A 20,985-nucleotide genomic window follows, 5' to 3' on the forward strand; every position below is an offset into this window, starting at 1 on the left:
GGTCAGTCGTAGAAGCCCAGGCGGCGAAGCTGCTTGGGGTCGCGCTGCCAATCCTTGGCCACGCTGATCCGCAGATCGAGATAGACCCGCGTGCCCAGCAGCGCCTCGATCTGCTTGCGCGCCCGCGTCCCCACGTCCCGCAGCCGTTCGCCCTTGTGCCCGATCACGATCGCCTTCTGCGACGGCCGTTCGACGAACATGTGCGCGTAGATGTCGAGCAGATCGTCCCGCCCTTCGCGCGGCATCATCTCGTCGACCACCACCGCAATCGAGTGCGGCAGCTCGTCGCGTACCCCCTCCAGCACCGCTTCTCTGATCAGCTCCCCGACCAGCACCTGCTCGGGTTCGTCGGTGAGCTGCCCGCCCGGGTACAGAGGCGGCGACACCGGCAGGTATTCGGTCAGCACCTCGGCCAGCACGTCGAGCTGCTCGCCCGACTGCGCCGACACCGGGACGATCGCCGCGAACTCCGCCACCTGCGACAACGCCAGGAGCTGCTGCGCGATCTGTTCCCTGGAGGCCAGGTCGCACTTGGTGAGCACGGCCACGACCGGGGTCTTCTTCACGGCCGCGAGCTTGTCGGCGATGAAGCGGTCGCCCTTGCCGATGGGCTCGTTCGCAGGGACGCAGAAGCCGATCACGTCGACCTCGGTCAGCGTGGACAGCACGAGGCTGTCGAGCCGCTCGCCGAGCAGCGTGCGGGGACGGTGCAGGCCGGGCGTGTCCACGATGACGATCTGGGCCTCGGGCCGGTGCACGATGCCCCGGATGACGCGCCGGGTCGTCTGCGGCTTGGAGGAGGTGATCGCCACTTTCGTGCCGACCAGGGCGTTCATGAGCGTGGACTTGCCGACGTTCGGCCTCCCCACGAAGCAGGCGAATCCGGCGCGATGGCTGTCTGGCGAAGTCACATAGTGCATTGTGGCCTATCAAACGCCCTGGTGACGCCACCAGGCAAACGCCTCGGGCACCACCAGCGGCATCCAGGCGGTCGTGGTCAGGTCGGCGATCTCCGGCTCGGTCACCCATCGGGCGTCGGTGATCTCGTCGCCGTCGGGGGTGGGCGTGCCCGACTCGATCACGCAGCCGTACACGGCGATGACGTACGCGCACTGATGCCCGTTGGGGTAGACGGTGCGGAACTCGGGCCCGCCGTACACACCGATCAGGCCGCGTAGGGCGACGTTGATGGTGAGTTCCTCCTGGAGCTCCCTGACCAGGGCCTCCTCGGGGCGTTCGTCGGGATCGACGCCGCCGCCGGGTGCGGCCCAGAGGCCCACGTCACCGTGCCGCGCCATGAGCGCCCGGCCCGCGGAGTCGAACACGAAGCCGCTGACCGACGGAAGCATCAGCAGGTCGGAGCCGACCTTCGCGCGTACCCCGGCCAGATGGGGCGATATCGCCATGTCAGCTCCGCAACGTGCCGTCGGGCCCGGCCACCAGCAGCGCCTTGACGCCCAGTTCGGCGGCCACCGCCTCGTCCGCGGCGCTCGGCCCGTCGCCCGCCGTGACCAGCGCGACGGCCTCCAGCGACTGCGCGCCGCTCGAGATGGCCGTGGCGACCGCCACCTGCACCGCGGAGAGCGTGAGCGCGGAGAGCGCGACGTTCGTGGCCGAGTAGGTGCGCCCGGTCTCGTCGCGTACGGCGGCGCCTTCGGCGGAGCCGTTGCGCGCCCTGGCCGCCCGCGCGAGCGTAATGATCTTGCTGTCTTCTGGATCGAGAGTCACGTGCACTAGGTTAGGCGCTGGCCATCCCGACGACGGCGCTGAGCACCTGCCGCGTACGCTCCGCGTCCACCTTGGCGATGCCCGTGTGCACCACGGACACCAGCGTGTCGCCCGAGCGGGCCAGCATCACGTCCAGCGCGTACGGGTAACCGTTCAGCCGCCCGCGCAGCTCCGCGCCCACAGCCTCGTCACCCACGTTCTCGACCGGCAGCATCGTCAGCCGCAGCCGGGTGCCGCCGCCCGACCGCACGGACCGGCACGCCTCCAGCGCCTCGGTCAGGTCCTCGATGTGCCCCTCCGCCTCCGAACCCGCGTAGCGCGCCAGGCCCACCCCGGCCACCTCGCCCAGTTCGTCCCCCTCGAAGCTGGCCGCCGCCTGCGCGGTCAGCGCCCGCGCGGGCGCCCGCCCCGCCGCCGGATCGAACACGGCCCGGCAGTTGCGGTCCGCCGGTGTGAACGGCACCCGCCACGGCTCCTCCGACCGGGCCGAGAAGCCGTCGGGCAGCCGCGGGTCCTTGTTGAGCACCTCACGCAGCCGGGCCGTGGCCTGGGCATCGACGTAACTCTCGACCGGCCCGCCGCATCCGGCAAGGAGCCCGCACACGATGGCCAGGACAACGATCACGCGTTCCATGATTCCCCCCGGACCGCAATGTCCCCGGGCGACGAAAACGGCAATCCACCAGAGTCATCAACAAAGCCCCAAACGCACAAAGAGGGTTCTCGCCTAAACGAGAACCCTCTTTACGCCGAGCAACGTCACGATCGGCTAGCTGATCGAGACGTTGTCGTCCCCCCAGGGGGCATCCTCACGCCGCGAACCCCACCCGGCGTTCGGATGCTTCCCCAGTGACACCCACCGCACCGGGTGTCGGGATTAAGACTGGCGCAGGCCGCTTGCAACAGGCTTGTAGAACACTTGCCACATCCCTCGCAAAACGGTCAGCGCCCTGTCAGTCGTGCTCGGCGGCGGCGGGCACCACGTCACCCGCCTGCGGGACGACCCGGCGGACGACCACGGTGCTGATCCGGTTGCGACGCCCCGCGAGGCTCTCGGCGGTCAGCCGGAGCCCGGCCACCTCCGCCTCGGAGCCCGCGATCGGCACCCGCCCGAGCGCGTGGGCGAGCAGTCCTCCCACGGTCTCGACGTCGTCCACCTCGATCTCGGTGTGGAACAGCTCGGCGAGCTCGTCGACCGGCATCCGGGCCGTGACCCTGACGCCGCCGTCGGGCATCTCCTCGACGCGGGGCGCCTCGCGGTCGTATTCGTCGGCGATCTCGCCCACGATCTCCTCTAGGACGTCCTCGATCGTGACCAGGCCGGCCGTCCCGCCGTACTCGTCGATGACGATGGCCAGGTGGCTCTGCCTGGCCTGCATCTCGCGCAGGAGCTGGTCGATCGGCTTGCTCTCGGGGACGTAGGTGGCCGGGCGCATGATCGACTCGACCTTCTCCTCGCCGCCGTCCTCGCCCGACTCGTGCACCCTGCGGGTGACGTCCTTGAGATAGGCGATGCCGATGACGTCGTCCTCGTTCTCGCCCACGACGGGGATGCGGGAGAAGCCGCTGCGCAGCGCCAGTGACAGCGCCTGGCTGAGCGTCTTGCCCCGCTCGATGAAGACCATGTCGGTGCGGGGCACCATGACCTCGCGTACGAGCGTGTCACCCAGCTCGAAGACCGAGTGGATCATCTCGCGCTCGTCGGGCTCGATCATCCGCCGTTCCTCGGCCAGGTCGACCAGGTCGCGCAGCTCCGCCTCGGAGGTGAACGGACCGTCGCGGAACCCCTTGCCGGGGGTCAGCGCGTTGCCGAGCAGGATCAGCAGCTTGGGCAGCGGGCCGAAGATCCTGGTCAGGCCGTAGACGATGGGAGCGCCGGCCAGCGCGATCGGCTCGGCGTGCTGGCGGCCCAGGGTGCGCGGTGAGACGCCGACGATCACATAGCTGACCACGATCATGACGGCGGCCGCGCACACGTACGCCCAGCCCTGGTCGTGCATGAGATCGATGAACAGCAGCGTCGCGATCACCGTGGCGATCAGCTCGCAGCTCAGCCGGAGCAGGAGCAGGAGGTTGAGATAGCGCGGCGGGTCGTTGACGATGGTCCGCAGCCGCAGGGCACCGCGGCGCCCCTCGCGCACGAACTCCTCCGCGCGCACCCTGGAGATGCGCGTCAGTGCCGTTTCCGCACTGGCGATCAGGCCACCGATCACCACGAGGGCGATGGCCAGAGGCAACCAGGCGTTCACCGCGGGCTGCGCACCTCCCGCCACGACTCGAGGAGCCGGGCCTGGAGGCCGAACATCTCCTTGTGCTCCTCAGGCTCGGCATGGTCGTAGCCGAGCAGGTGGAGGATGCCGTGCGTGCACAGCAGCTCCAGCTCGTCCTGAGCGCTGTGACCGGCTTCCTCCGCCTGCCGGACGGCCACCGGCGGGCAGAGCACCACGTCGCCGAGCAGCGCCGGGTCGGTGGCGGTGTCGGCGTCGCCGCGGGCCCCGCCGCCCGGTCGCAGCTCGTCCATGGGGAAGGCGAGCACGTCGGTCGGGCCCGGCTCGCCCATCCACTTCTCGTGCAGCTCCGCCATGGTGCGTTCGTCGACCACCACGATCGACAGCTCGGCGAGCGGGTTGATGCCCATCTCGCCGAGCACGTGGGTGGCCAGCTCGACGAGATTCTGCTCGCCGACCTCCGCGCCCGACTCGTTGTTGATCTCGATGCTCATCGCCGCTTCCCCCGGTGCTGGATCTGGTTCGGCTCCTGAAGCGCGTCGTAGCGGCCGTAGGCGTCGACGATCTCGCTCACCAGCTTGTGGCGTACCACGTCGGCGCTGGTCAGCCGGGAGAAGTGGATGTCGTTGATGCCGTCGAGGATCTCCTGGACCACCCGCAGGCCGCTGACCGTGCCGGAGGGCAGGTCGACCTGCGTGACGTCACCGGTCACCACGATCTTGGAATTGAAGCCGAGCCTGGTCAGGAACATCTTCATCTGCTCGGCCGAGGAGTTTTGGGCCTCGTCGAGGATGATGAAGGCGTCATTGAGCGTACGGCCACGCATGTACGCCAGTGGTGCCACCTCGATCGTGCCCGCGGCCATCAGCTTCGGGATCGACTCGGGGTCGAGCATGTCGTGCAGCGCGTCGTACAGGGGGCGGAGGTAGGGGTCGATCTTCTCGTAGAGCGTGCCCGGCAGGAAGCCGAGCCGCTCGCCCGCCTCGACGGCGGGCCGCGTCAGGATGATGCGGTTGACCCGCTTCTCCTGCAGCGCCCGGACGGCCTTGGCCATCGCGAGGTAGGTCTTGCCGGTGCCCGCGGGGCCGATGCCGAACACGACCGTGTAGCGGTCGATGGCGTCGACGTAGCGCTTCTGGTTGACGGTCTTGGGGCGGATCGTCCGGCCGCGTGAGGACAGGATGTCGAGCGACAACACCTCGGCCGGTCGATCGGACGTCATGCGCAGCATGGCGATGCTCCGCTCGACCGCGTCGGGGGTCAGCTCGCCGCCGTTGCGCAGCACCTCCACCAGCTCCTCGAAGAGGCGCACCACGGCGCCGCTCTCGTCGGGGCTGCCGGTGACGGTGATCTCGTTGCCACGCACATGGATGTCGGCCCTGAACGCACCCTCGATGACGCGCAGCAGCTCGTCACGGGAGCCCAGGAGGCTGACCATTGGGTATTCGTCCGGTATCAGCACCTTGGCTTGAGTGCGCGAGGGAGGTGCCGTTCTTCGGGATTCATGTAGTTCGGACATGGGCAGGCCAGCGGCCTGATGCCTCCCGGTCTGTTCGGGTGTACTTCTCCGCCCATCGTAGCCGGGACCAGGCCGATTGCTCGCGTCAATATCACCGCGGCCGATCAGCCGGGCGGCCACGTCAAATGACGCCCGCCGAGCACGTGGGCGTGCACGTGGAAGACCGTCTGCCCGGCCCCCGGCCCGGTGTTGAAGACCACCCGGTAGCCACCCTCGGCCACGCCCTCCTGCACGGCCACGGCGTGCGCGGCCTTGAGCACGTCGTCGGCCAGGCCGTCGTCCGCCGCGGCCAGGGCGGCCGCGTCGGCGTGATGCTCCTTCGGGACGACCAGCACGTGCGTGGGAGCCTGCGGGTTGATGTCGCGGAACGCCAGCGCCCTGTCGTTCTCAAGGACGATCTCGGCCGGAATCTCCTTGGCCACGATCTTGCAGAAGAGGCAGTCGGTCACAAGCAGCACCTTACCCACAGGGCTCGCTCTTCTCCGTCCTTCCCAGCTTGGCCGCCTCCAGCCGCTCGGCGATCAGCTCGATGTCGTCCAGGGTCGGATCCTCCACGGAGGAGACATACCTCGTCACGCATGCCCGGAACACGTCGCTGAACTGGGTGTAGTGCTCAAGTTTGGGCCGCGCGGCCGTCGGCAGCGAGTCCTTGATCGCGGTCGCCAGTTCCCGCAGGTCCTTCTCCGACGGTACGACGGCCGGCCCGTCCTCGGCCTCCCTGGGACAGACGTGCACGTCCTCGTAGGCGGCCACGACGACCGGGGCGTAGCCACCACACGCGAACAGCCGCTGCTGGTTGTCCGGCCGAAGGAGGAATTTCACGAACTTGAGGACGCTGTCGTACTTGTTGGATCTGGCGGTTATGGCGAGGTTCGAGCCGCCGAGCGTCGCCGGGCCCGGCAGCTTCGACACATGGAAAGGCACCCTGCCGCCAGAGATCAACTGCAGGTCCGCGTACGGCCAGTGCCGGAGATACCCGGCGCCCCCGCCGGCGAAGGCGGCCAGGCTCTCCGCCTCCTTGTCCTGCCAGGAGTCCCCCAGTGTCTGGTCGCGCTGCCCCTGCCGCATCCGCAGCAGCGCGTTGAGCGCCCGCTGGTTGTTGGGCGGCCGACCGAGCACGATCTCACCGTCGTCGTCCACCACGGTGGCTCCGTCGGCCCTCAGCAGTTCGAGCAGCCCCACGGTCCTGCCCTCGTAGTCGGCGAGCTGCGCCAGGTAGCCGCCGCGCGGGAAATCGGCCCTGGCGACGCGCGCCGCCTGCCAGAGCTCGTCCCAGCTCTCCGGCACCCGCTCGGCCCTGCGGTACAGCAGCCCCACGTCCAACGCGAACGGCAGCGCGTACTGCTTGCCGTCCCACTGTCCGCTCTCGCTCGCCTGCCGCACCAGACCGGACGGTACGTCCCCGGGTCTGATCTCGCTGAGCAGGCCGGCGGCGGCGAACTCGGGCGTCGAGGCGCTGTCGATGATCAGCAGGTCATAGGTCTGGCAGGGGTCGGCCTGGGCGGCGGCCATCATCTCGTCGTGCTTGAGATCGGCCACCCTGGAGATCTCGATCAGCAGGACGCGCGCGTCCTGCCAGTCGTGGATCAGCGCCCTGCGCGCGCCACCGACGCTCACGTCGTCGCCGGTGGCGACCCTGATCACGCCATCGTCCACGCACTCCTCCGCGCGCGTCGCCCGGTCCGCGACGGCCACCGCGCCGAACGTGAACAGTGCCCCCGCCGCCGCGCCCGCGGCGGCGGCCCGCCATGACCACGCCATCACGGGCTCTCCCGCCACAGCTTCGTCAGCTCCCTGTCGACCTCGCCGACCTGATCCTGGTACGGCGACGCGGCGTCGGACCCGATGGGCGCGCATTCGATGAGCTCGCCGACCGCGGCGAGCAACCGCTTGATGTGCGGCGCGCCGCACTCCTGCTCGCCGGTGAGCAACAGCCGGACCCTGAGCCCCTTCACCTTCGCCAGTGCGGCCACTGTCTTGGCGAGGTCACCCGACTGGCTGCCGCCGTCGGTCAGCATGACGATGACCGGATTCGGGGCGTCCGCGAGCTGGGGCGCCGCCTTCGCCAGCACGTCCCCGAGCGGAGCGTCACTCCCGTGTACGCCCAGCGCCCCCAGCCGCCCGTCCACCTCGTCCATACCCTTCACCACGGTCTGTCCGGCCACGCCGGGAGTGGAGAAAGTGGCCAGCATGACCATGTCGGGGCCGTCACGTAGCCGTCTGAGCAGGGTCTTGGCCCCGGAACTGGCCGTCTGCAGCGCGGTGCCGCCCGTGATCGGGTTGTCCATCGAGCCCGACTCGTCGACCAGCAGGAGCAGCGAAGTCTGCGGGTGCGCCTTGCCGAGGCGGTCGATCAGATTGCCGATCGGGTCGCCCGGATCGTCCTTGGCCGATGCGACGCGGTCCGCCTTCCGCGATGGCAGTGTCCTGCCGAGCGGCATGGGCTCGTTGCGGTGGAACACACCCGCCAGGTCGCGGTAGCCGTACTCGGAGAGCTTGTCCTGGGCGAGCCAGTCATGGAAGTCGATCACCGCCTGCTCACGCCGGGCGTTCCACTGGTTGGCCCACTTCAGCCGGACGAACGGGTAGCTGAGGGCGGGCAGTTCGGTGAGCGGGTACCAGGACAGGTTCGGGCCCTGCCGGCCCGGGCCGCAGGCGCCCAGGCTCTGACGCTTGTTGACCGCGTAGACAAGGTGCTCGGGCACGATCATGGCCAGCAATTCCTTCTTCTTGGCGTCGAAGTGGTCGCGAGCGTGACAGAGGAGGCCGGTGGCGTCGGAGAGCGGCAGGTCAGGTGGGGTGTAGGCGATCTCGTCGGAGATGTCCTGCGAGGTGTCGGGGCCGTAGAGCCCGCTGCTCGCGATGAGCCCGATCTCCGACAGGTCGGCGCGCGGCCTGGCCAGGGGCGCCCCGACGCTCTTCAGCCATTTCCGCATGTCGGGCAGGCTCGCGGGCAGGGACTGCGTGCCCCGCTTCCGCTCCAGCGCGGGCGTGAACGCGACCACCAGGGCGGAGGTGGCCACCGGAGACATCCTGTCGAACTTGACCTGCCCGAGGTTGGCGAAGGCCCGGCCGAGGTAATCCGCGGTGGCCGTGCTGGAGGCGATCCAGATGTCGGGGTGGACCGCGATCAGCGCGCGGTAGTCGTCGCCGTTCCAGGAGGCGGGATCGTTCCAGTCCCTGTTGGCCGCCCGGGACATAGTGACGAGCGGCGGCTGATGCGTCACGGAGAACCGCACGTACGGGCAGCCGCGCAGGTCGGCGCTCTCGCGGGCGTAGCGGCGGCCCGCCTCCTCCAGTGCCGCCACGTTCTCGGCCGAGGTGAGCAGGCGCAGCTCCAGCGGCTGGTCACAGGGGCTGGAGGTCACCCAGCCCACCCCGAGCCGCACTGCCGAGGTACCGGCCAGCGCGAGCACGACCGCGAGCACCCCGGCGACGAATCCGAGCACGCCCGCCGTCAGAGGGTCCGCCCGCTTCCTGACCCCCTTCGCGATGCGCTTGACGGGCGACACGATCAGCTTCCACACCCCGCCGAAAAACGGCCTGAGCTTCGTGCCGAGCCAGACCACGGCATCCCCGATACGGCCGAGCGGGACACCGCGCTGGACCACCACCACGAGAACGGTCAGGATCACGATCGGCACGACGGCCGCGATGAACGCCCCGAGCCCGATCTCCAGCAGCGGCGTCGCGACAGCCCCCAGGAAGGCCCAGAGCGGCGTCACTATGGCGGCAACGTCCTTGAGCCACCCCCACGGGTCTTCAGGGGCGGTGTTGCCGTGCGGTGAGCGGCGCGACATTCTGCCTTGATCCTAGATCGGACGGAACCCCCTGTCTCCGTTGCGAATCGGTAATCCGCCGTGCCGTGCTTCTGAAGATCCTCGCGGTTAGGGTTAGTGTGCAAGACTGCCGAAAAATAAGACGATTCAGGGTCGGGCGAGGCCACCTGGCGAGGACACGACTGGGTAATGCCCCCTAAGGAACCGCAAGAGCGTAAACCCTCTGGGAAGGCCGCGCGTCCCAATGATGTGACCACCGAAACCCTCTTGGCCGACAGGTCGCTGGGGGCGGTGCCGGTCGGGTGGGACGCCGACATGGCCGTGACCGCGCTTTACAGCGCGCATTTTCGGTCATTAGTTCGTCTCGCCGTGTTGCTGGTGCGTGACATGGCAACCGCGGAAGAAGTCGTGCAGGACACGTTCGTCGCCATCCATGGCGCCTGGCGTAGACTGCGCGATCCCGACAAAGCACTTGCCTACCTGCGGCAATCCGTCGTCAACCGGTCCCGTTCCGTGCTGCGTCACCGCGCGGTCGTCGAGAAGTACGCGCCCAAGGGCCTGCCCGATGCTCCGAGCGCCGAGAACGGCGCGATCGGCGAGCTCGAACGCACCGCCGTCATCGAAGCGCTAAGGTCCCTGCCAACACGTCAGAGAGAGGCACTCGTCCTTCGCTACTACGGTGATCTGTCCGAGGCTGAGATCGCCCACGCCATGGGCATCAGCAAGGGTGCGGTCAAGAGCCACACAGCTCGTGGCATGGCCGCCTTGCGATCCGTCCTGGAGAAAATGTCATGACCCAGTCCCCCGACGAGTACGGCGACGTCCTGCGCCGTGTGCTCCGCGCGGAGGCGGACACGGTCGTGCCTTCGCCGGAAGGACTGGAGATCATCCGCGCCCGCATCGAGCGGCGCGGGGTGCGCAACCTGTTCTGGTGGCGAGCAGGCGCCGCCGCCGCCAGCGCGGTGCTGGTGGCGGGCACGATCGTGATGGTCGTCCCCGACCTGCGGCACAAGGTCATGCAGCAGGACACCATCGAGCCCTTGGGCAACTCCACGTCCAAGCCGCCGGCCAACTCCTCGACCAGCCGGCCGGCCTCGCCCAAGCCGACCCGGCCGCCGGACGATCCCCCGGCCGTGGTGCCCGACCCCGTCACCTCCGCGCCCTTGCCCGCCTCGGAGACCGCCAGGTCCACCAGCAAGCCGACGCCCAAGGCGACGCCGACACCGACCTCCACGCCGACCAAGTGCCCGACCCCCACCGAGGAGCAGCCGCCGGAGGACTGCCCCACGGACGAGGCGACACCCACCCCGACGCCCACGCCGTCCGCGTCGGAGCCGAGCACGCCCGCCGCGACCTGCCCGGCCGAGGAGTGCCCGCCCGACGACCTCGACGCGACGCCGAACACCTTCGCCAGCCAGCTCGGCGACACCCCTGTCTCCACCCCGTGAGCGACTGAGAGCCCGGCGAGCAGCTTCACCAGCGTCCGGTCCGTTTTGGCGACCTCACTCTCGCCCGGCCCGTGCGTGCGGCCTCACCAGCGACCGGTCCGGGCCAGGAGCACGGCCGCCGCCGCCACCCCCGCCGTCGAGGTACGCAGCACCGTCGGGCCGAGCAGCACCGGCACCGCCTTCGCCGCCCTGAACCCGGCCAGCTCCTCGTCCGAGACACCCCCCTCGGGCCCCACCACGACGACGATGTCGCCCCCGGCCGGCAACGCCACGCCCGACAGCGGCTCGGCCGCCTCCTCGTGCAGCACCAGCCCGAGCGCCGCCCCACCGAGCAGGGCCTCGACCCCGGCCGTGGACACCGGCTCGGCCACCTCCGGCAGGTGGAACCTGCGCGCCTGCTTGCCCGCCTCGCGGGCCGTCGAACGCCACTTGGCCAGCGACTTGGCCGCCCTGTCGCCCTTCCACTGGGTGACGCTGCGAGCCGCCGCCCAGGGCACGATCACGTCGACGCCCGCCTCGGTCATCATCTCGACGGCCAGCTCGCCCCTGTCGCCCTTGGGCAGCCCCTGGACGACGACCAGCCGGGGCTCGGGCGGCGGCACCTCGTAGCGGCCGAGCACGTCCAGTTTGAGCGCGTCCTTCAGCGCCTCCCGCACCACGCACTCGGTGACGGCACCGGCTCCGTCCGTCAGGTCGATCCGCTCGCCCGCGCGCAGGCGCCGGACGGAGGCCGCGTGGCGCCCTTCGGGGCCGTCGAGGACCAGCTCCGGCCCGCCGAGGTCGGCGAGGCCGGGGGCCAGGAATACCGGCACGGTCACCGGCGATCACCTCAAAGATTTTCACGTTGAGTAGTCAAGGGATAACAAAACGATTAAGGTTGGCCGCGATCGCACCTTCCTGACGTCACTCTACGAGGGGTCAGCGCGATGACCGTTCCGTCCAGGGACACCCGTCGCGCGCGGCGCTGGCCGTGCGCGCTGAAGGCCCGGCTGACCGTCCTGCTCACCGTCCCTGCCACGATCGCCCGTTCGGCGCCGCGCCGGCTCGCCGGCAAGGCCCCCGACCTGACGGAGCCCGGATCGGAGGGGCCTCATCGTCCCGCCGCCGGCCGCCCGCCCGATCCCGTCACCGTACGCGATGTGCTCCGCTCGGCGCTGACCGCGGCCGGGTCGGGCCGCGCGGTGCTGGGCGACGTCGACGACGCGCTGGTCAGGGGCACGGTCGTCGCCGAGATCGCGCACCTGGTGACCGAGCTGGTCGACAACGCGCTGACCTGCTCGGCCCCCGACACCGAGGTGGAGATCCGGGCCAGCACCCGGGAGGGCGAGTGTCACATCGCGATCGTCGACCAGGGCGTGGGCATGACCGAGGGAGAGCGCGCCGCCGCCAACGCCCGGCTACGCGGCGAGCGGCGCTTCTTCGCCGCTCCCACCCGTTATCTCGGCCACTACGTGGTCGGCAGGCTCGCCGAGCGGCTCGGCGCGCGCGTGTGGCTCGACGAATCGCCGCCACACGGCATCACCGCCCGGGTGGCCCTCCCGCGCAAGCTGCTGGTGCCCCGACGGGTCAGCGGCCGTTGAAGGCGTCTCTCAGCCGCGAGAAGAACCCCTGCTGCCCGGGGGCGAACTTACCGGGCGGCCGCTCCTCGCCACGCTGCTTGGCCAGCTCGCGCAGCAGGTCCTCCTGCGCCTGGTCGAGCCGGAGCGGAGTCTCCACGTTGACGTGGATGAGCAGGTCGCCGCGGCCCGTCTCGTTGAGCCGCTGCACGCCCCTGCCGTACATCGTGATGACCTGGCCCGACTGCGTGCCCGGCCGCACGTCGACCTCCTCGGAGCCGTCGAGCGTCTCCACGGCGAGGTTGGTGCCGAGCGCGGCGGCCGTCATCGGGAGCTGGACCGTGCAGTGCAGGTCGTCGCCGCGCCGCTCGAAGATCTCGTGCGGGCGCTCGACGATCTCCAGGAAGAGGTCTCCGGGCGGGCCGCCGCCGGGGCCGATCTCGCCCTCGCCGGCGAGCTGGATGTGCGTGCCGTCCTCGACGCCCGCGGGGATGCGGACCTTGATCGTACGACGGGTGCGCACCCGGCCGTCACCCGAGCACTCCTGGCACGGGTGCCGGATGATCGTCCCGAAGCCGCCACACTGGGGGCATGGCCTGGAGGTCATGACCTGGCCCAGGAACGACCGGGTGACCTGGGAGATCTCGCCACGCCCGTTGCACATGTCACAGGTGTCGGGGTGGGTGCCGGACGCGGCACCCGCGCCCTGGCAGACCTCGCAGAGCACGGCCGTGTCGACGACCAGCTCGCGAGTGGTGCCGAACGCGGTCTCGCGCAGGTCGAGCTCGACGCGGATGGTCGCGTTGCGCCCTCTCCTGGCCCGCGAGCGGGGCCCGCGGGCGCCGCCGGCCGTACCGAAGAAGGCGTCCATGATGTCGCTGAACGGGAAGCCCGCGCCGAAGCCGGCCGCGCCCTGGCCGGCCGCCGCGCCGCCGAAGGGGTCGGCGCCCAGGTCGTACATCTGACGCTTGTTGGCGTCGGACAGGACCTCGTAGGCCTGCGTGATCTCCTTGAACCGCTCCTGGGTCGTGGGGTCCGGATTCACGTCGGGGTGGAGTTCGCGGGCCAGCCTGCGGTAGGCCTTCTTGATCTCTTCCTGACTAGCGTCACGGCGCACCCCGAGGGTGGCGTAGTAGTCGCTGTTTGCCACTTATCGACCTCTTATGATGCAGCCAGGATTTGGCTGACGTAGCGTGCCACCGCGCGCACGGCGCCCATCGTCACGGGGTAGTCCATCCTCGTGGGACCCAGCACGCCGAGCCGGGCCAGTTCGTTGTCACCAGAACCGTATCCGGTTGCGACGATCGACGTGCCACGGAGGAACGGGTTCTCCGAACCGATGCGCACGGTGAGCGTGGACGGGGTGTCTGTGGAAGTCTCGCCGAGCAGCCGCATGAGCACGACCTGCTCCTCCAGTGCTTCGAGCACGTCGCGCAGCCCGGTCGAGAAGTCGGCCCCGGCGAGGTTGGCCGCACCGGCGAACACGATCTTCTCGTCGTGGCGCTCGACGAGCGTCTCGAGCAGCACCGACAGGATCGTGGCCACCACCGGGCGGTCCTCGACGGGCAGCCGCTCCGGCAGGTCGGCGACCAGCTCGGGCACGTTGACCAGGCCGCAGCCGTCGAGGCAGGCGTTGAGCACCGCACGCAGGTGCGCGATGCGGGTGTCCTCCACCACCTCGGGCAGCTCGACCACTCGCTGCTCGACGCGGCCCGTGTTGGTGATCAACACGAGCATGATCCGCCGGTCGTGCAACGGCACGAGCTCGACGTGCCGGACCGTCGAGCGGGTCAGCGTCGGGTATTGCACGACCGCGACCTGCCTGGTGAGCTGCGCGAGCAGCCGCACCGTGCGGGTGACCACGTCGTCGAGGTCGACCGCGCCCGCGAGGAACGTCTCGATCGCCCGGCGCTCCGCCCCGGAGAGCGGCTTGACCTGCGAGAGCCGGTCGACGAACAGGCGATAGCCCTTGTCCGTCGGCACGCGCCCCGCGCTGGTGTGCGGCTGGGTGATGTAGCCCTCCTCCTCCAGCGCGGCCATGTCGTTCCTGACCGTCGCCGGGGAGACCTTCAGGTTGTGGCGTTCGGCGAGGGCCCTGGAGCCCACCGGCTCGTTGGTGGACACGTAGTCTTCGACAATGGCGCGGAGCACCGCCAGCTTTCTATCGTCGAGCACGCGCTCACCTCCTACCTGTGCCTTTCAAGAAACGACAGGTCTAGCACTCTGTGTTCCCGAGTGCCAAGTGTACGGCTCCCGCCCACAAGGTGCGATAACGCCGGTGCTAGCGAGTGGCCGCCCATAGGGCTCACACTGGCCGATATGACCGACGATTCCCAGCCCCCCTCCTACGGTCCGCCGCCGGGCCAGGGTCCGTACCAGGGTCAGCCTCCCCAGTACGGCCCTCCGCCGCCGCCCCCATACGGTCAGCCGCAATACGCTCAACCTCAGTATGGCCAGCCTCAATATGGCCAGCAGCCCTACCAGACCGGCCCCTACGGGCAGCCGTACCAGCCAGGACCCTACGGGCAGCCGCAGCGGTTCGGCCCGCAGGTGGACCCGAAGCAGATCAGGCCGCGGATGCGGTGGATCGCGGTCGCCTGGGGACTGGCCCTGCTCAGCGTGCTGGCCGGGGTGGGACTGTTCGTGGGCGGTGTCTTCACCACGGTGACCGCGGCGGCTCCGTCCAAGACGTTCGCGGCGGGCGAGAGCGTCACCGTGCCGCTGGACCCGGCTGACAAGCCGGCGGTGTACCTGTCCAGTACGAACCAGGTCCACTACACGTGCCGGATCGACGGCGGCTCCGGCCAGGCCAAGCTCGCCAAGGTCACCGGCACCGAGAGCGTCTCCGAGGGCGCCACCAAGTGGCAGCTCATCGTCGTGGTCAACGCGCCGGCCAAGGGCGACTACCAGCTCACCTGCGCGACCCAGGAGCAGACGGGCGCGCGCTTCGGCGTCGGCCGCGACCTCGTGGCCTCCGCGGGCGGCCTGGTCGGCGGCGTGGCGGCGCTGGTGGTGATCCCGGGGTTGGGCGTGCTGGCCGCCATCATCACGACGATCATGATCGTGACCCGCCGCAGCTCTCACCGTAAGCGCCTTGCGTCGGGCGGGTGATTTGCTACGGTCCCCGTGTGTACGAGGGTGATGTTCTCGCGGGGAATTGGCGGCGGCCGGGCAAGGGCAAGATCCCGCAGGTGCCCGCCGAACTCGATCTGGTCGTGGAGGACGCCGAGAGCGGCTTCTGCGGCGCCGTGGTGGCCTGCGACAAGGAGGCCGTCACGCTGGAGGATCGCTTCGGCAAACGCCGCCTGTTCCCGTTCGCGCCCGCCGCGTTCCTGCTGGACGGCAAGGTCGTGACGCTCATACGGCCGGCCGCCACGGACGCCGCCGGGCCCAGGCGTACCGCGTCCGGCTCGATAGCCGTGGAAGGGCTGCGGGCCAGGGTGGCCAAGGAGAGCCGCATCTACGTGGAAGGCGTGCACGACGCCGCCCTCGTGGAGAAGATCTGGGGCCACGACCTCCGGGTGGAGGGCGTCGTGGTCGAGTACCTGGAGGGCGTCGACGACCTGCCCGCGATCGTGGCCGAGTTCGGCCCTTCGCCGGGACGTAGGCTGGGCGTGTTGGTCGACCATCTCGTCCCGGGCTCCAAGGAGAGCCGGATCGCCGCTCAGGTGACCTCGCCCCACGTGCTCGTCGTGGGGCATCCGTACGTGGACATCTGGCAGGCGGTCAAGCCCTCCGTGGTACGGATCCCGGCCTGGCCGGACGTACCGCGCGGGGTGCCGTGGAAGGAAGGCGTGATCGCCGCCCTGGGCTGGCGGGTGGAGCCGGCCGACGCGTGGCGGCGGATCCTCGGCGCCGTGTCGGCTTACACAGACTTGGAGCCCGAGCTGCTCGGCCGGGTCGAGGAACTGATCGACTTCGTTACGGAGGCGTCATGAGCCAGGATCCCCCGCAGCCACCGTCGGACGACGACGCCACGCGGCGCATCTCGCAGTCGGACATCAACCCCGAACCCCCGCAACCGGGCTATGGCGCTCAGCCCGGCTCGCAGCCGGGGGACGGGTCGCAGCCTGGGTACGGCGCTCAGCCTGGGTACGGGGCTCAGCCCGGATATGGCGCCCAGCCCGGTTATGGTGCCGGTCCTGGGTCTGGTCCCGCGCCCGGTTATGGTCCTCAGCCTGGCTCTGGTGCCGGACCTGGCTATGGCCCCGACCCTGGATCCGGCGCCGGTCCCGGCTATGGTGCCGGTCCCGGTTATGGCTCTGGGCCGCAGGGCGTTCCCGGGTCCGGGCCGCAGCCCGGTTATGGCTACGGGCAGCCGCCCACGCCGCCGCCCGGCTATCAGCAGCCCGGATACGGCTACGCGGGCCCGCAGCAGCGTCCGCCGCACGTCCCCGGCGTCTACGGTCCGCGTCCGGGCAGCGACGACACCACGATGGCCATGCTGGCCCACCTGCTCGGCCTGCTCGTCTCGTGGATCGGTCCGCTGATCATCTACCTGATGAAGCGGGACGAGTCACCCTATGTCCGCGACCAGTCGGCCGAGGCGCTGAACTTCCAGATCACGATGTTCATCGGCTACATCATCGCGGGCGCGCTCACCATCATCATCATCGGGATCTTCCTGTTCCCGATCATCTGGATCGTGTCGCTGATCTTCCACATCCAGGCCGCCCTCGCCGCCAACAAGGGCGAGAACTACCGCTACCCGATCTCCATCCGCATGGTCAGCTGAACATCGGTCTCAGCCCAGCAGATCGCGCACCAGGGCGTCGGCCAGAAGCCGCCCGCGCAAGGTGAGGACCAACCGGCCCGCCTTGAACGGCTCCGGCTCCAGCAGCCCGCCGCCCAGCGCCGCCGCGACGGCCGTACGCGCGCCCGGAGCGACGTCGGCGAGCGGATAGCCGGACGACAGCCGGAGCTCCAGCATCAGCCGCTCGGCGTCGCGGTCGTCGTCCGCGAGCACTTCGCGCGCGTGCGCGGGTGAGGTGCCCGCGGCCAGGCGCTGCGCGTAGGCGGCTGGGTGCTTGACGTTCCACCAGCGGGTGCCGCCCACGTGGCTGTGCGCGCCGGGGCCGGCGGCCCACCAGTCGCCGCCGGTCCAGTAGAGCAGGTTGTGCCGGCACCGCGCGTCGTCGTCGGTGGCCCAGTTGGACACCTCGTACCAGCGGAACCCGGCCTCCGCCAGCAGCGTGTCGGCGATCTGGTAGCGGTCGGCGGCCACGTCGTCGTCGGGCATCGGCAGCTCGCCGCGCCTGATCCTTGCGGCCAGCCGCGTGCCCTCCTCCACGATCAACGAGTAGGCGGAGACGTGGTCGGGCTCGGCGGCGATCGCCGCCTCCAGCGACGCCCGCCAGTCGTCGTCGGACTCTCCGGGCGTGCTGTAGATCAGATCCAGGTTGACGTGCTCGAAGCCCGCCTTCTTCGCTTCTTGTACGGCCTGCGCCGCCCGGCCTGGTGTGTGCTGCCGGTCGAGCACCTTGAGCACGTGCTCCCTGGCGCTCTGCATGCCGAAGCTGACCCGGTTGAAGCCGCCGTCCAGCAGCCGGCCGAGGTAGGCCGGGTCGACCGACTCGGGGTTGGCCTCCGTGGTCACCTCGGCGCCCGCCTTGAGCCCGAACTCCGCATCGATCGCACCGAGGATCCGGCCCAGGTCCTCCGCGGGCAGCAGGGTGGGCGTGCCACCGCCGAAGAACACCGTCTCGACCGGGAGCTCCACGTCACCGAGGACGCGTCGTGCCAGCCGTACCTCCTCGATGGCTGTGTCGGCGTAGTCGCGATGCGAAGCACCGGGCCCCAGCTCGGCGGCGGTGTAGGTGTTGAAGTCGCAGTAACCGCAGCGGGTCACGCAGAACGGGACGTGCACGTAGAAGCCGAACGGACGCTCACCGAGGCCGCGCAGCGCGCTCTCGGGCAGGTCGCCGGACGAGGGCGCGGCGTCGCCGTCGGGCAGGGTGGATGGCACGCCTCCAGTCTGCCCGCTGCCATTGACTGCCCGATCCAGCGGCTCTACGATCCGGAAAACTAATAGGAAAGTTTCCTATCTGGAGACGCCCGGTGAAGAAGAAGATCCTGCTCGCTCTCTCCCTCCTTTTGGTCCTCCCGGCGGTGGCGGTACCCGCCGAGGCCCATACCGGCTTCAAGCGCGTCGCCTATTTCATCCAGTGGGGCGTCTACGGCCGCAACTACCACGTCAAGGACGTCGAGGCCAGCGGCGCCGCCGCCAAGCTGACGCACCTCAACTACGCCTTCGGCTTCGTCAACGCGGAGGGCGCCTGTTACTCGGCCGACCCGTGGGCGGACTGGCAGCGCCCGGTACCCGCCGAACAGAGCGTGGACGGCGTGGCCGACGCGCCCGGGCAGGCCCTGAACGGCAACCTCAACCAGCTGCGCAAGCTCAAAGCCAAGCATCCGGGGTTGAAGGTGCTGATCTCGCTGGGCGGCTGGACCGGCTCCCGCTACTTCTCCGACGCCGTACTCACCCCCGAGTCCCGCGCCGAGCTGGCACAGTCATGCGTCGACCTGTGGCTGCGCGGCGACCTGCCGGGACTGGCGGCGGGTGCCGGGGCCGGGGTGTTCGACGGCATCGACCTCGACTGGGAGTGGCCCGGCTCGTCCGGCGCCGACGGCAACGTCATCAGGCCCGAGGACAAGCGGAACTTCACCCTCTTCACAGCGGAACTGCGCTCGCGACTGCGGGCGTTCTCCGCGTCGTCACAGCTGACGGCCTTCCTACCGGCCGCAGCCACCAAGATCGACGCCGGGTACGAGGTGCGGCAGGTATTCCGGCAACTCGACTTCGCCACCGTCCAGGGGTACGACCTGCGGGGCAACTGGGAGCTCCAGACGGGCCACAACGGCAACCTCCTGCCGGACCGCCGCGACCCGAACCCGATCCGCTACAGCGTCGACCAGACCGTACGCGACTACCTGTCCCGCGGCGCGCCCGCCGGCAAGATCGTGGTCGGTGTCCCCGCGTACGGCCAGGGCTGGACCGGGGTGACGGCCGGCGGCGACGGCCTCTACAAGCCCGCCACCGGACCGGCACCCGGCAAGTGGGGGCCGGGGACGGAGGACTACAAGGACCTGGTGACCAAGCCCGGCAAGCGGTATCGGGACCTGCGCACGGGGACGTTGTGGCTGTACGACGGGAACGAGTTCTGGTCGTACGACGATCCGAAGGTGATGCTGCAGAAGGCGGCCTACATCCGGCTCAAGGGGCTGGGCGGGTCGATGATGTGGTCCATCGACCAGGACGACTCCCAGGCCTCACTCACGTCGGCGCTGTACTCGATACTGCGATGATCACGACGCGACTCACGGCGCTAGGCGACCACAGGACCACGTGATCACGGAACCGCCTGATCGCAGTCACCCACCCGATTCGGGACCGCCCGATTCGGGTGCGCGTGACTCGCGACCCTGTGATCGCGGTGACCCCGCTCGTTTCGGGGCCACGTGATTCGGAACCGCCTGATCGCGGTGACCCCGCTCGATTCAGGGCCACGTGATCACAGAACCGGGTAACCACGAGACCGCGTGAGGCGGAGCCGCCCGATCCAGGCCGCCCTACCGCGGTCACCCACCCGATTCTGGACCGGGTGATCCGGGGCCGGGTGATCCGGGGCCGGGTGATCGTGGTGTGCGGGCGTGTTTCCTGCTGCGCCCGTACACCACCTATCCGGCGGAGGTGCCTCCACCCCAGGGTGGAGATCCACGGCTCAACCCCCAGTCCGATCCGCAGCCACATCCTTCCTCCCTACCGTCAAGCCCATGGAGCCCACACAGAGCGCCCTGCTCATCCTCGCCGCCGCCGTCTTCATCGTTTATCGCCAGATGAAGACCCGCCCAACGGCCAGAAACGGCATCGTCTACGTTTCCGCTGCCCTGATCGTGCTGGGCATATTCACCGGCGGCCTCATCGACGGTGACCACCTGGCCCTCAGCCTGGCCCTCGGGGCCATGGAGGCCGTCGCCGCCGTGGTCTTCGGCGCCATCCGTGCCGCGACCGTGCGCGTCTGGATGGACGAGGCCGGAGTGACCTGGTCGAAAGCCACCCCCTTGACCGTTCTGGCGTGGCTGGCCTCGCTCGCGAGCCGCGTGGGCCTCTACTTCGCCGGCGCCGCCCTCGGTCTGCCCGTCACGACCTCCGGTCTCCTGTTCTTCATCGGCCTGACCATCGGCACCCAGGCCCTCCTCGTCGCCCGTCGCGGCCGCGCTCTTTCCGCTACGACCGTGCGGGCGGATAACTTCGTGGAGTGATGCCCGACCCGTCAAAGATCGTCCCCTTCGTACTGCGGGTGGGGGCGATCGTGGTGTTCGTATGGGCACAAATACGGGCCAAGCCCACGCTCGGTTTGACCGGCACCAGCCTGACGGTCACCGCACTGACCTCGGCCATAGTGATCATCCTGCTCATCGTCCAACTCCCCCTGACCCGCAAGACATCCACACTCCGACAGAACCACAAGGCACCACGCCCCTCACCACCCCAACCGCAACCCCGACCTCGGCCAGACCGAGCGGCGTCCCGACCATCTCAGGACCAAGTGATGCCCCGACCACCGCTGGACCACGAGGTGTCGCGCCCGTCCGAGCCCGTCAGCGTGTCGCAAAAAGGCATCGCATTCGGCGTACTGGTCAGAGCGATCATGTCCCGCGTGTCCCGCATGACGATCGCGTCCCGCTGGCCCATCAGAACGATCACGTCCCGAGCGTCTACCGCGA

The 20,985-nt window shown here is 69.7% G+C and carries 23 protein-coding genes; 8 read left to right on the top strand and 15 right to left on the bottom strand.

The window, feature by feature from the left end; translation table 11 throughout:
• Positions 1 to 2: 2 nt before the first annotated feature.
• The 10 genes from era to KLK06_RS27000 all read right to left on the bottom strand — a co-directional run bounded on the left by era (position 3) and on the right by KLK06_RS27000 (position 9,275).
• Positions 3 to 911, bottom strand: a complete 909-nt coding sequence (gene era / locus KLK06_RS26955) for a GTPase Era (RefSeq protein ID WP_308168461.1) — start codon at positions 909 to 911, stop codon at positions 3 to 5.
• Between the two features lie 18 nt (positions 912 to 929).
• Positions 930 to 1,406, bottom strand: a complete 477-nt coding sequence (locus tag KLK06_RS26960; RefSeq protein WP_214638412.1) for an NUDIX domain-containing protein — start codon at positions 1,404 to 1,406, stop codon at positions 930 to 932.
• A gap of 1 nt (position 1,407) precedes the next feature.
• Positions 1,408 to 1,728 carry a cytidine deaminase gene (locus KLK06_RS26965; RefSeq protein WP_214638413.1) on the bottom strand — a complete coding sequence of 107 codons (321 nt, stop codon included), beginning with the start codon at positions 1,726 to 1,728 and terminating at the stop codon, positions 1,408 to 1,410.
• 10 nt (positions 1,729 to 1,738) lie between these two features.
• Positions 1,739 to 2,353, bottom strand: a complete 615-nt coding sequence (locus KLK06_RS26970; RefSeq protein WP_214638414.1) for a hypothetical protein — start codon at positions 2,351 to 2,353, stop codon at positions 1,739 to 1,741.
• Positions 2,354 to 2,681: 328 nt separating this feature from the next.
• Positions 2,682 to 3,977 carry a hemolysin family protein gene (locus KLK06_RS26975; protein WP_214638415.1) on the bottom strand — a complete coding sequence of 432 codons (1,296 nt, stop codon included), beginning with the start codon at positions 3,975 to 3,977 and terminating at the stop codon, positions 2,682 to 2,684.
• Complete coding sequence (gene ybeY / locus KLK06_RS26980; protein ID WP_214638416.1) at positions 3,974 to 4,450, bottom strand: rRNA maturation RNase YbeY; 477 nt, start codon at positions 4,448 to 4,450, stop codon at positions 3,974 to 3,976. Before ybeY ends, KLK06_RS26975 begins: the two co-directional genes overlap by 4 nt.
• The gene (locus KLK06_RS26985) at positions 4,447 to 5,475 is read right to left on the bottom strand and encodes a PhoH family protein (protein WP_214638417.1); all 1,029 of its coding nucleotides are present in this window, start codon (positions 5,473 to 5,475) and stop codon (positions 4,447 to 4,449) included. The genes ybeY and KLK06_RS26985 overlap by 4 nt, the downstream gene beginning before the upstream one ends.
• Before the next feature lie 104 nt (positions 5,476 to 5,579).
• Entirely contained in the window at positions 5,580 to 5,930 is a 351-nt protein-coding gene (locus KLK06_RS26990; RefSeq protein WP_214638567.1) for a histidine triad nucleotide-binding protein, read from the bottom strand.
• Positions 5,931 to 5,934: 4 nt separating this feature from the next.
• Positions 5,935 to 7,236 carry an extracellular solute-binding protein gene (locus KLK06_RS26995; protein ID WP_250906114.1) on the bottom strand — a complete coding sequence of 434 codons (1,302 nt, stop codon included), beginning with the start codon at positions 7,234 to 7,236 and terminating at the stop codon, positions 5,935 to 5,937.
• Positions 7,236 to 9,275: a vWA domain-containing protein gene (locus KLK06_RS27000; RefSeq protein WP_214638419.1), complete on the bottom strand. Its 2,040-nt coding sequence runs from the start codon at positions 9,273 to 9,275 to the stop codon at positions 7,236 to 7,238. The genes KLK06_RS26995 and KLK06_RS27000 overlap by 1 nt, the downstream gene beginning before the upstream one ends.
• A 294-nt stretch (positions 9,276 to 9,569) precedes the next feature.
• Between KLK06_RS27000 and KLK06_RS27005 the strand changes: the two genes are divergently transcribed.
• The gene (locus tag KLK06_RS27005; protein ID WP_214638568.1) at positions 9,570 to 10,049 is read left to right on the top strand and encodes a SigE family RNA polymerase sigma factor; all 480 of its coding nucleotides are present in this window, start codon (positions 9,570 to 9,572) and stop codon (positions 10,047 to 10,049) included.
• Positions 10,046 to 10,702, top strand: a complete 657-nt coding sequence (locus KLK06_RS27010; RefSeq protein ID WP_214638420.1) for a hypothetical protein — start codon at positions 10,046 to 10,048, stop codon at positions 10,700 to 10,702. The genes KLK06_RS27005 and KLK06_RS27010 overlap by 4 nt, the downstream gene beginning before the upstream one ends.
• 83 nt (positions 10,703 to 10,785) lie before the next feature.
• Here KLK06_RS27010 and KLK06_RS27015 read toward each other — a convergent pair whose 3' ends face one another.
• Positions 10,786 to 11,520: a 16S rRNA (uracil(1498)-N(3))-methyltransferase gene (locus KLK06_RS27015; RefSeq protein ID WP_214638421.1), complete on the bottom strand. Its 735-nt coding sequence runs from the start codon at positions 11,518 to 11,520 to the stop codon at positions 10,786 to 10,788.
• A 108-nt stretch (positions 11,521 to 11,628) separates the two neighbouring features.
• Here KLK06_RS27015 and KLK06_RS27020 point away from each other — a divergent pair, with 108 nt between their 5' ends.
• Entirely contained in the window at positions 11,629 to 12,282 is a 654-nt protein-coding gene (locus KLK06_RS27020) for a sensor histidine kinase KdpD (RefSeq protein ID WP_214638422.1), read from the top strand.
• Here KLK06_RS27020 and dnaJ read toward each other — a convergent pair.
• Together dnaJ and hrcA are read right to left on the bottom strand one after the other, a co-directional pair.
• Complete coding sequence (gene dnaJ, locus KLK06_RS27025) at positions 12,269 to 13,408, bottom strand: molecular chaperone DnaJ (protein ID WP_214638423.1); 1,140 nt, start codon at positions 13,406 to 13,408, stop codon at positions 12,269 to 12,271. The genes KLK06_RS27020 and dnaJ overlap by 14 nt on opposite strands.
• A gap of 11 nt (positions 13,409 to 13,419) precedes the next feature.
• A complete protein-coding gene (gene hrcA / locus KLK06_RS27030; protein ID WP_214638424.1) occupies positions 13,420 to 14,433 on the bottom strand; it encodes a heat-inducible transcriptional repressor HrcA in 1,014 nt (337 codons plus the stop codon).
• A 144-nt stretch (positions 14,434 to 14,577) separates the two neighbouring features.
• Here hrcA and KLK06_RS27035 point away from each other — a divergent pair, with 144 nt between their 5' ends.
• From KLK06_RS27035 to KLK06_RS27045, 3 genes are read left to right on the top strand one after another with little or no spacing between them, the layout of a single operon-like run.
• Positions 14,578 to 15,369 (top strand): hypothetical protein, encoded by a 792-nt coding sequence (locus KLK06_RS27035; RefSeq protein WP_250906049.1) that lies wholly within the window; start codon positions 14,578 to 14,580, stop codon positions 15,367 to 15,369.
• Positions 15,370 to 15,386: 17 nt separating this feature from the next.
• Positions 15,387 to 16,196, top strand: a complete 810-nt coding sequence (locus tag KLK06_RS27040) for a DUF3097 domain-containing protein (protein WP_214638425.1) — start codon at positions 15,387 to 15,389, stop codon at positions 16,194 to 16,196.
• Positions 16,193 to 16,993, top strand: coding sequence for a DUF4870 domain-containing protein (locus tag KLK06_RS27045; protein ID WP_214638426.1), 801 nt, complete (start codon positions 16,193 to 16,195; stop codon positions 16,991 to 16,993). Before KLK06_RS27040 ends, KLK06_RS27045 begins: the two co-directional genes overlap by 4 nt.
• A 9-nt stretch (positions 16,994 to 17,002) precedes the next feature.
• On the opposite strand, the gene hemW is transcribed toward KLK06_RS27045, so the two are convergent.
• Positions 17,003 to 18,223: a radical SAM family heme chaperone HemW gene (hemW, locus tag KLK06_RS27050; RefSeq protein WP_214638427.1), complete on the bottom strand. Its 1,221-nt coding sequence runs from the start codon at positions 18,221 to 18,223 to the stop codon at positions 17,003 to 17,005.
• Between the two features lie 92 nt (positions 18,224 to 18,315).
• Between hemW and KLK06_RS27055 the strand changes: the two genes are divergently transcribed.
• Complete coding sequence (locus tag KLK06_RS27055; RefSeq protein WP_214638428.1) at positions 18,316 to 19,563, top strand: glycoside hydrolase family 18 protein; 1,248 nt, start codon at positions 18,316 to 18,318, stop codon at positions 19,561 to 19,563.
• A gap of 468 nt (positions 19,564 to 20,031) precedes the next feature.
• Positions 20,032 to 20,520: a hypothetical protein gene (locus KLK06_RS27060; protein ID WP_214638429.1), complete on the top strand. Its 489-nt coding sequence runs from the start codon at positions 20,032 to 20,034 to the stop codon at positions 20,518 to 20,520.
• 277 nt (positions 20,521 to 20,797) lie between these two features.
• Here KLK06_RS27060 and KLK06_RS27065 read toward each other — a convergent pair whose 3' ends face one another.
• Positions 20,798 to 20,965, bottom strand: a complete 168-nt coding sequence (locus tag KLK06_RS27065; RefSeq protein WP_214638430.1) for a hypothetical protein — start codon at positions 20,963 to 20,965, stop codon at positions 20,798 to 20,800.
• Between the last annotated feature and the right edge of the window lie 20 nt (positions 20,966 to 20,985).

Source organism: Nonomuraea sp. NEAU-A123, from assembly GCF_018603905.1.
Taxonomy (GTDB): Bacteria; Actinomycetota; Actinomycetes; order Streptosporangiales; family Streptosporangiaceae; genus Nonomuraea.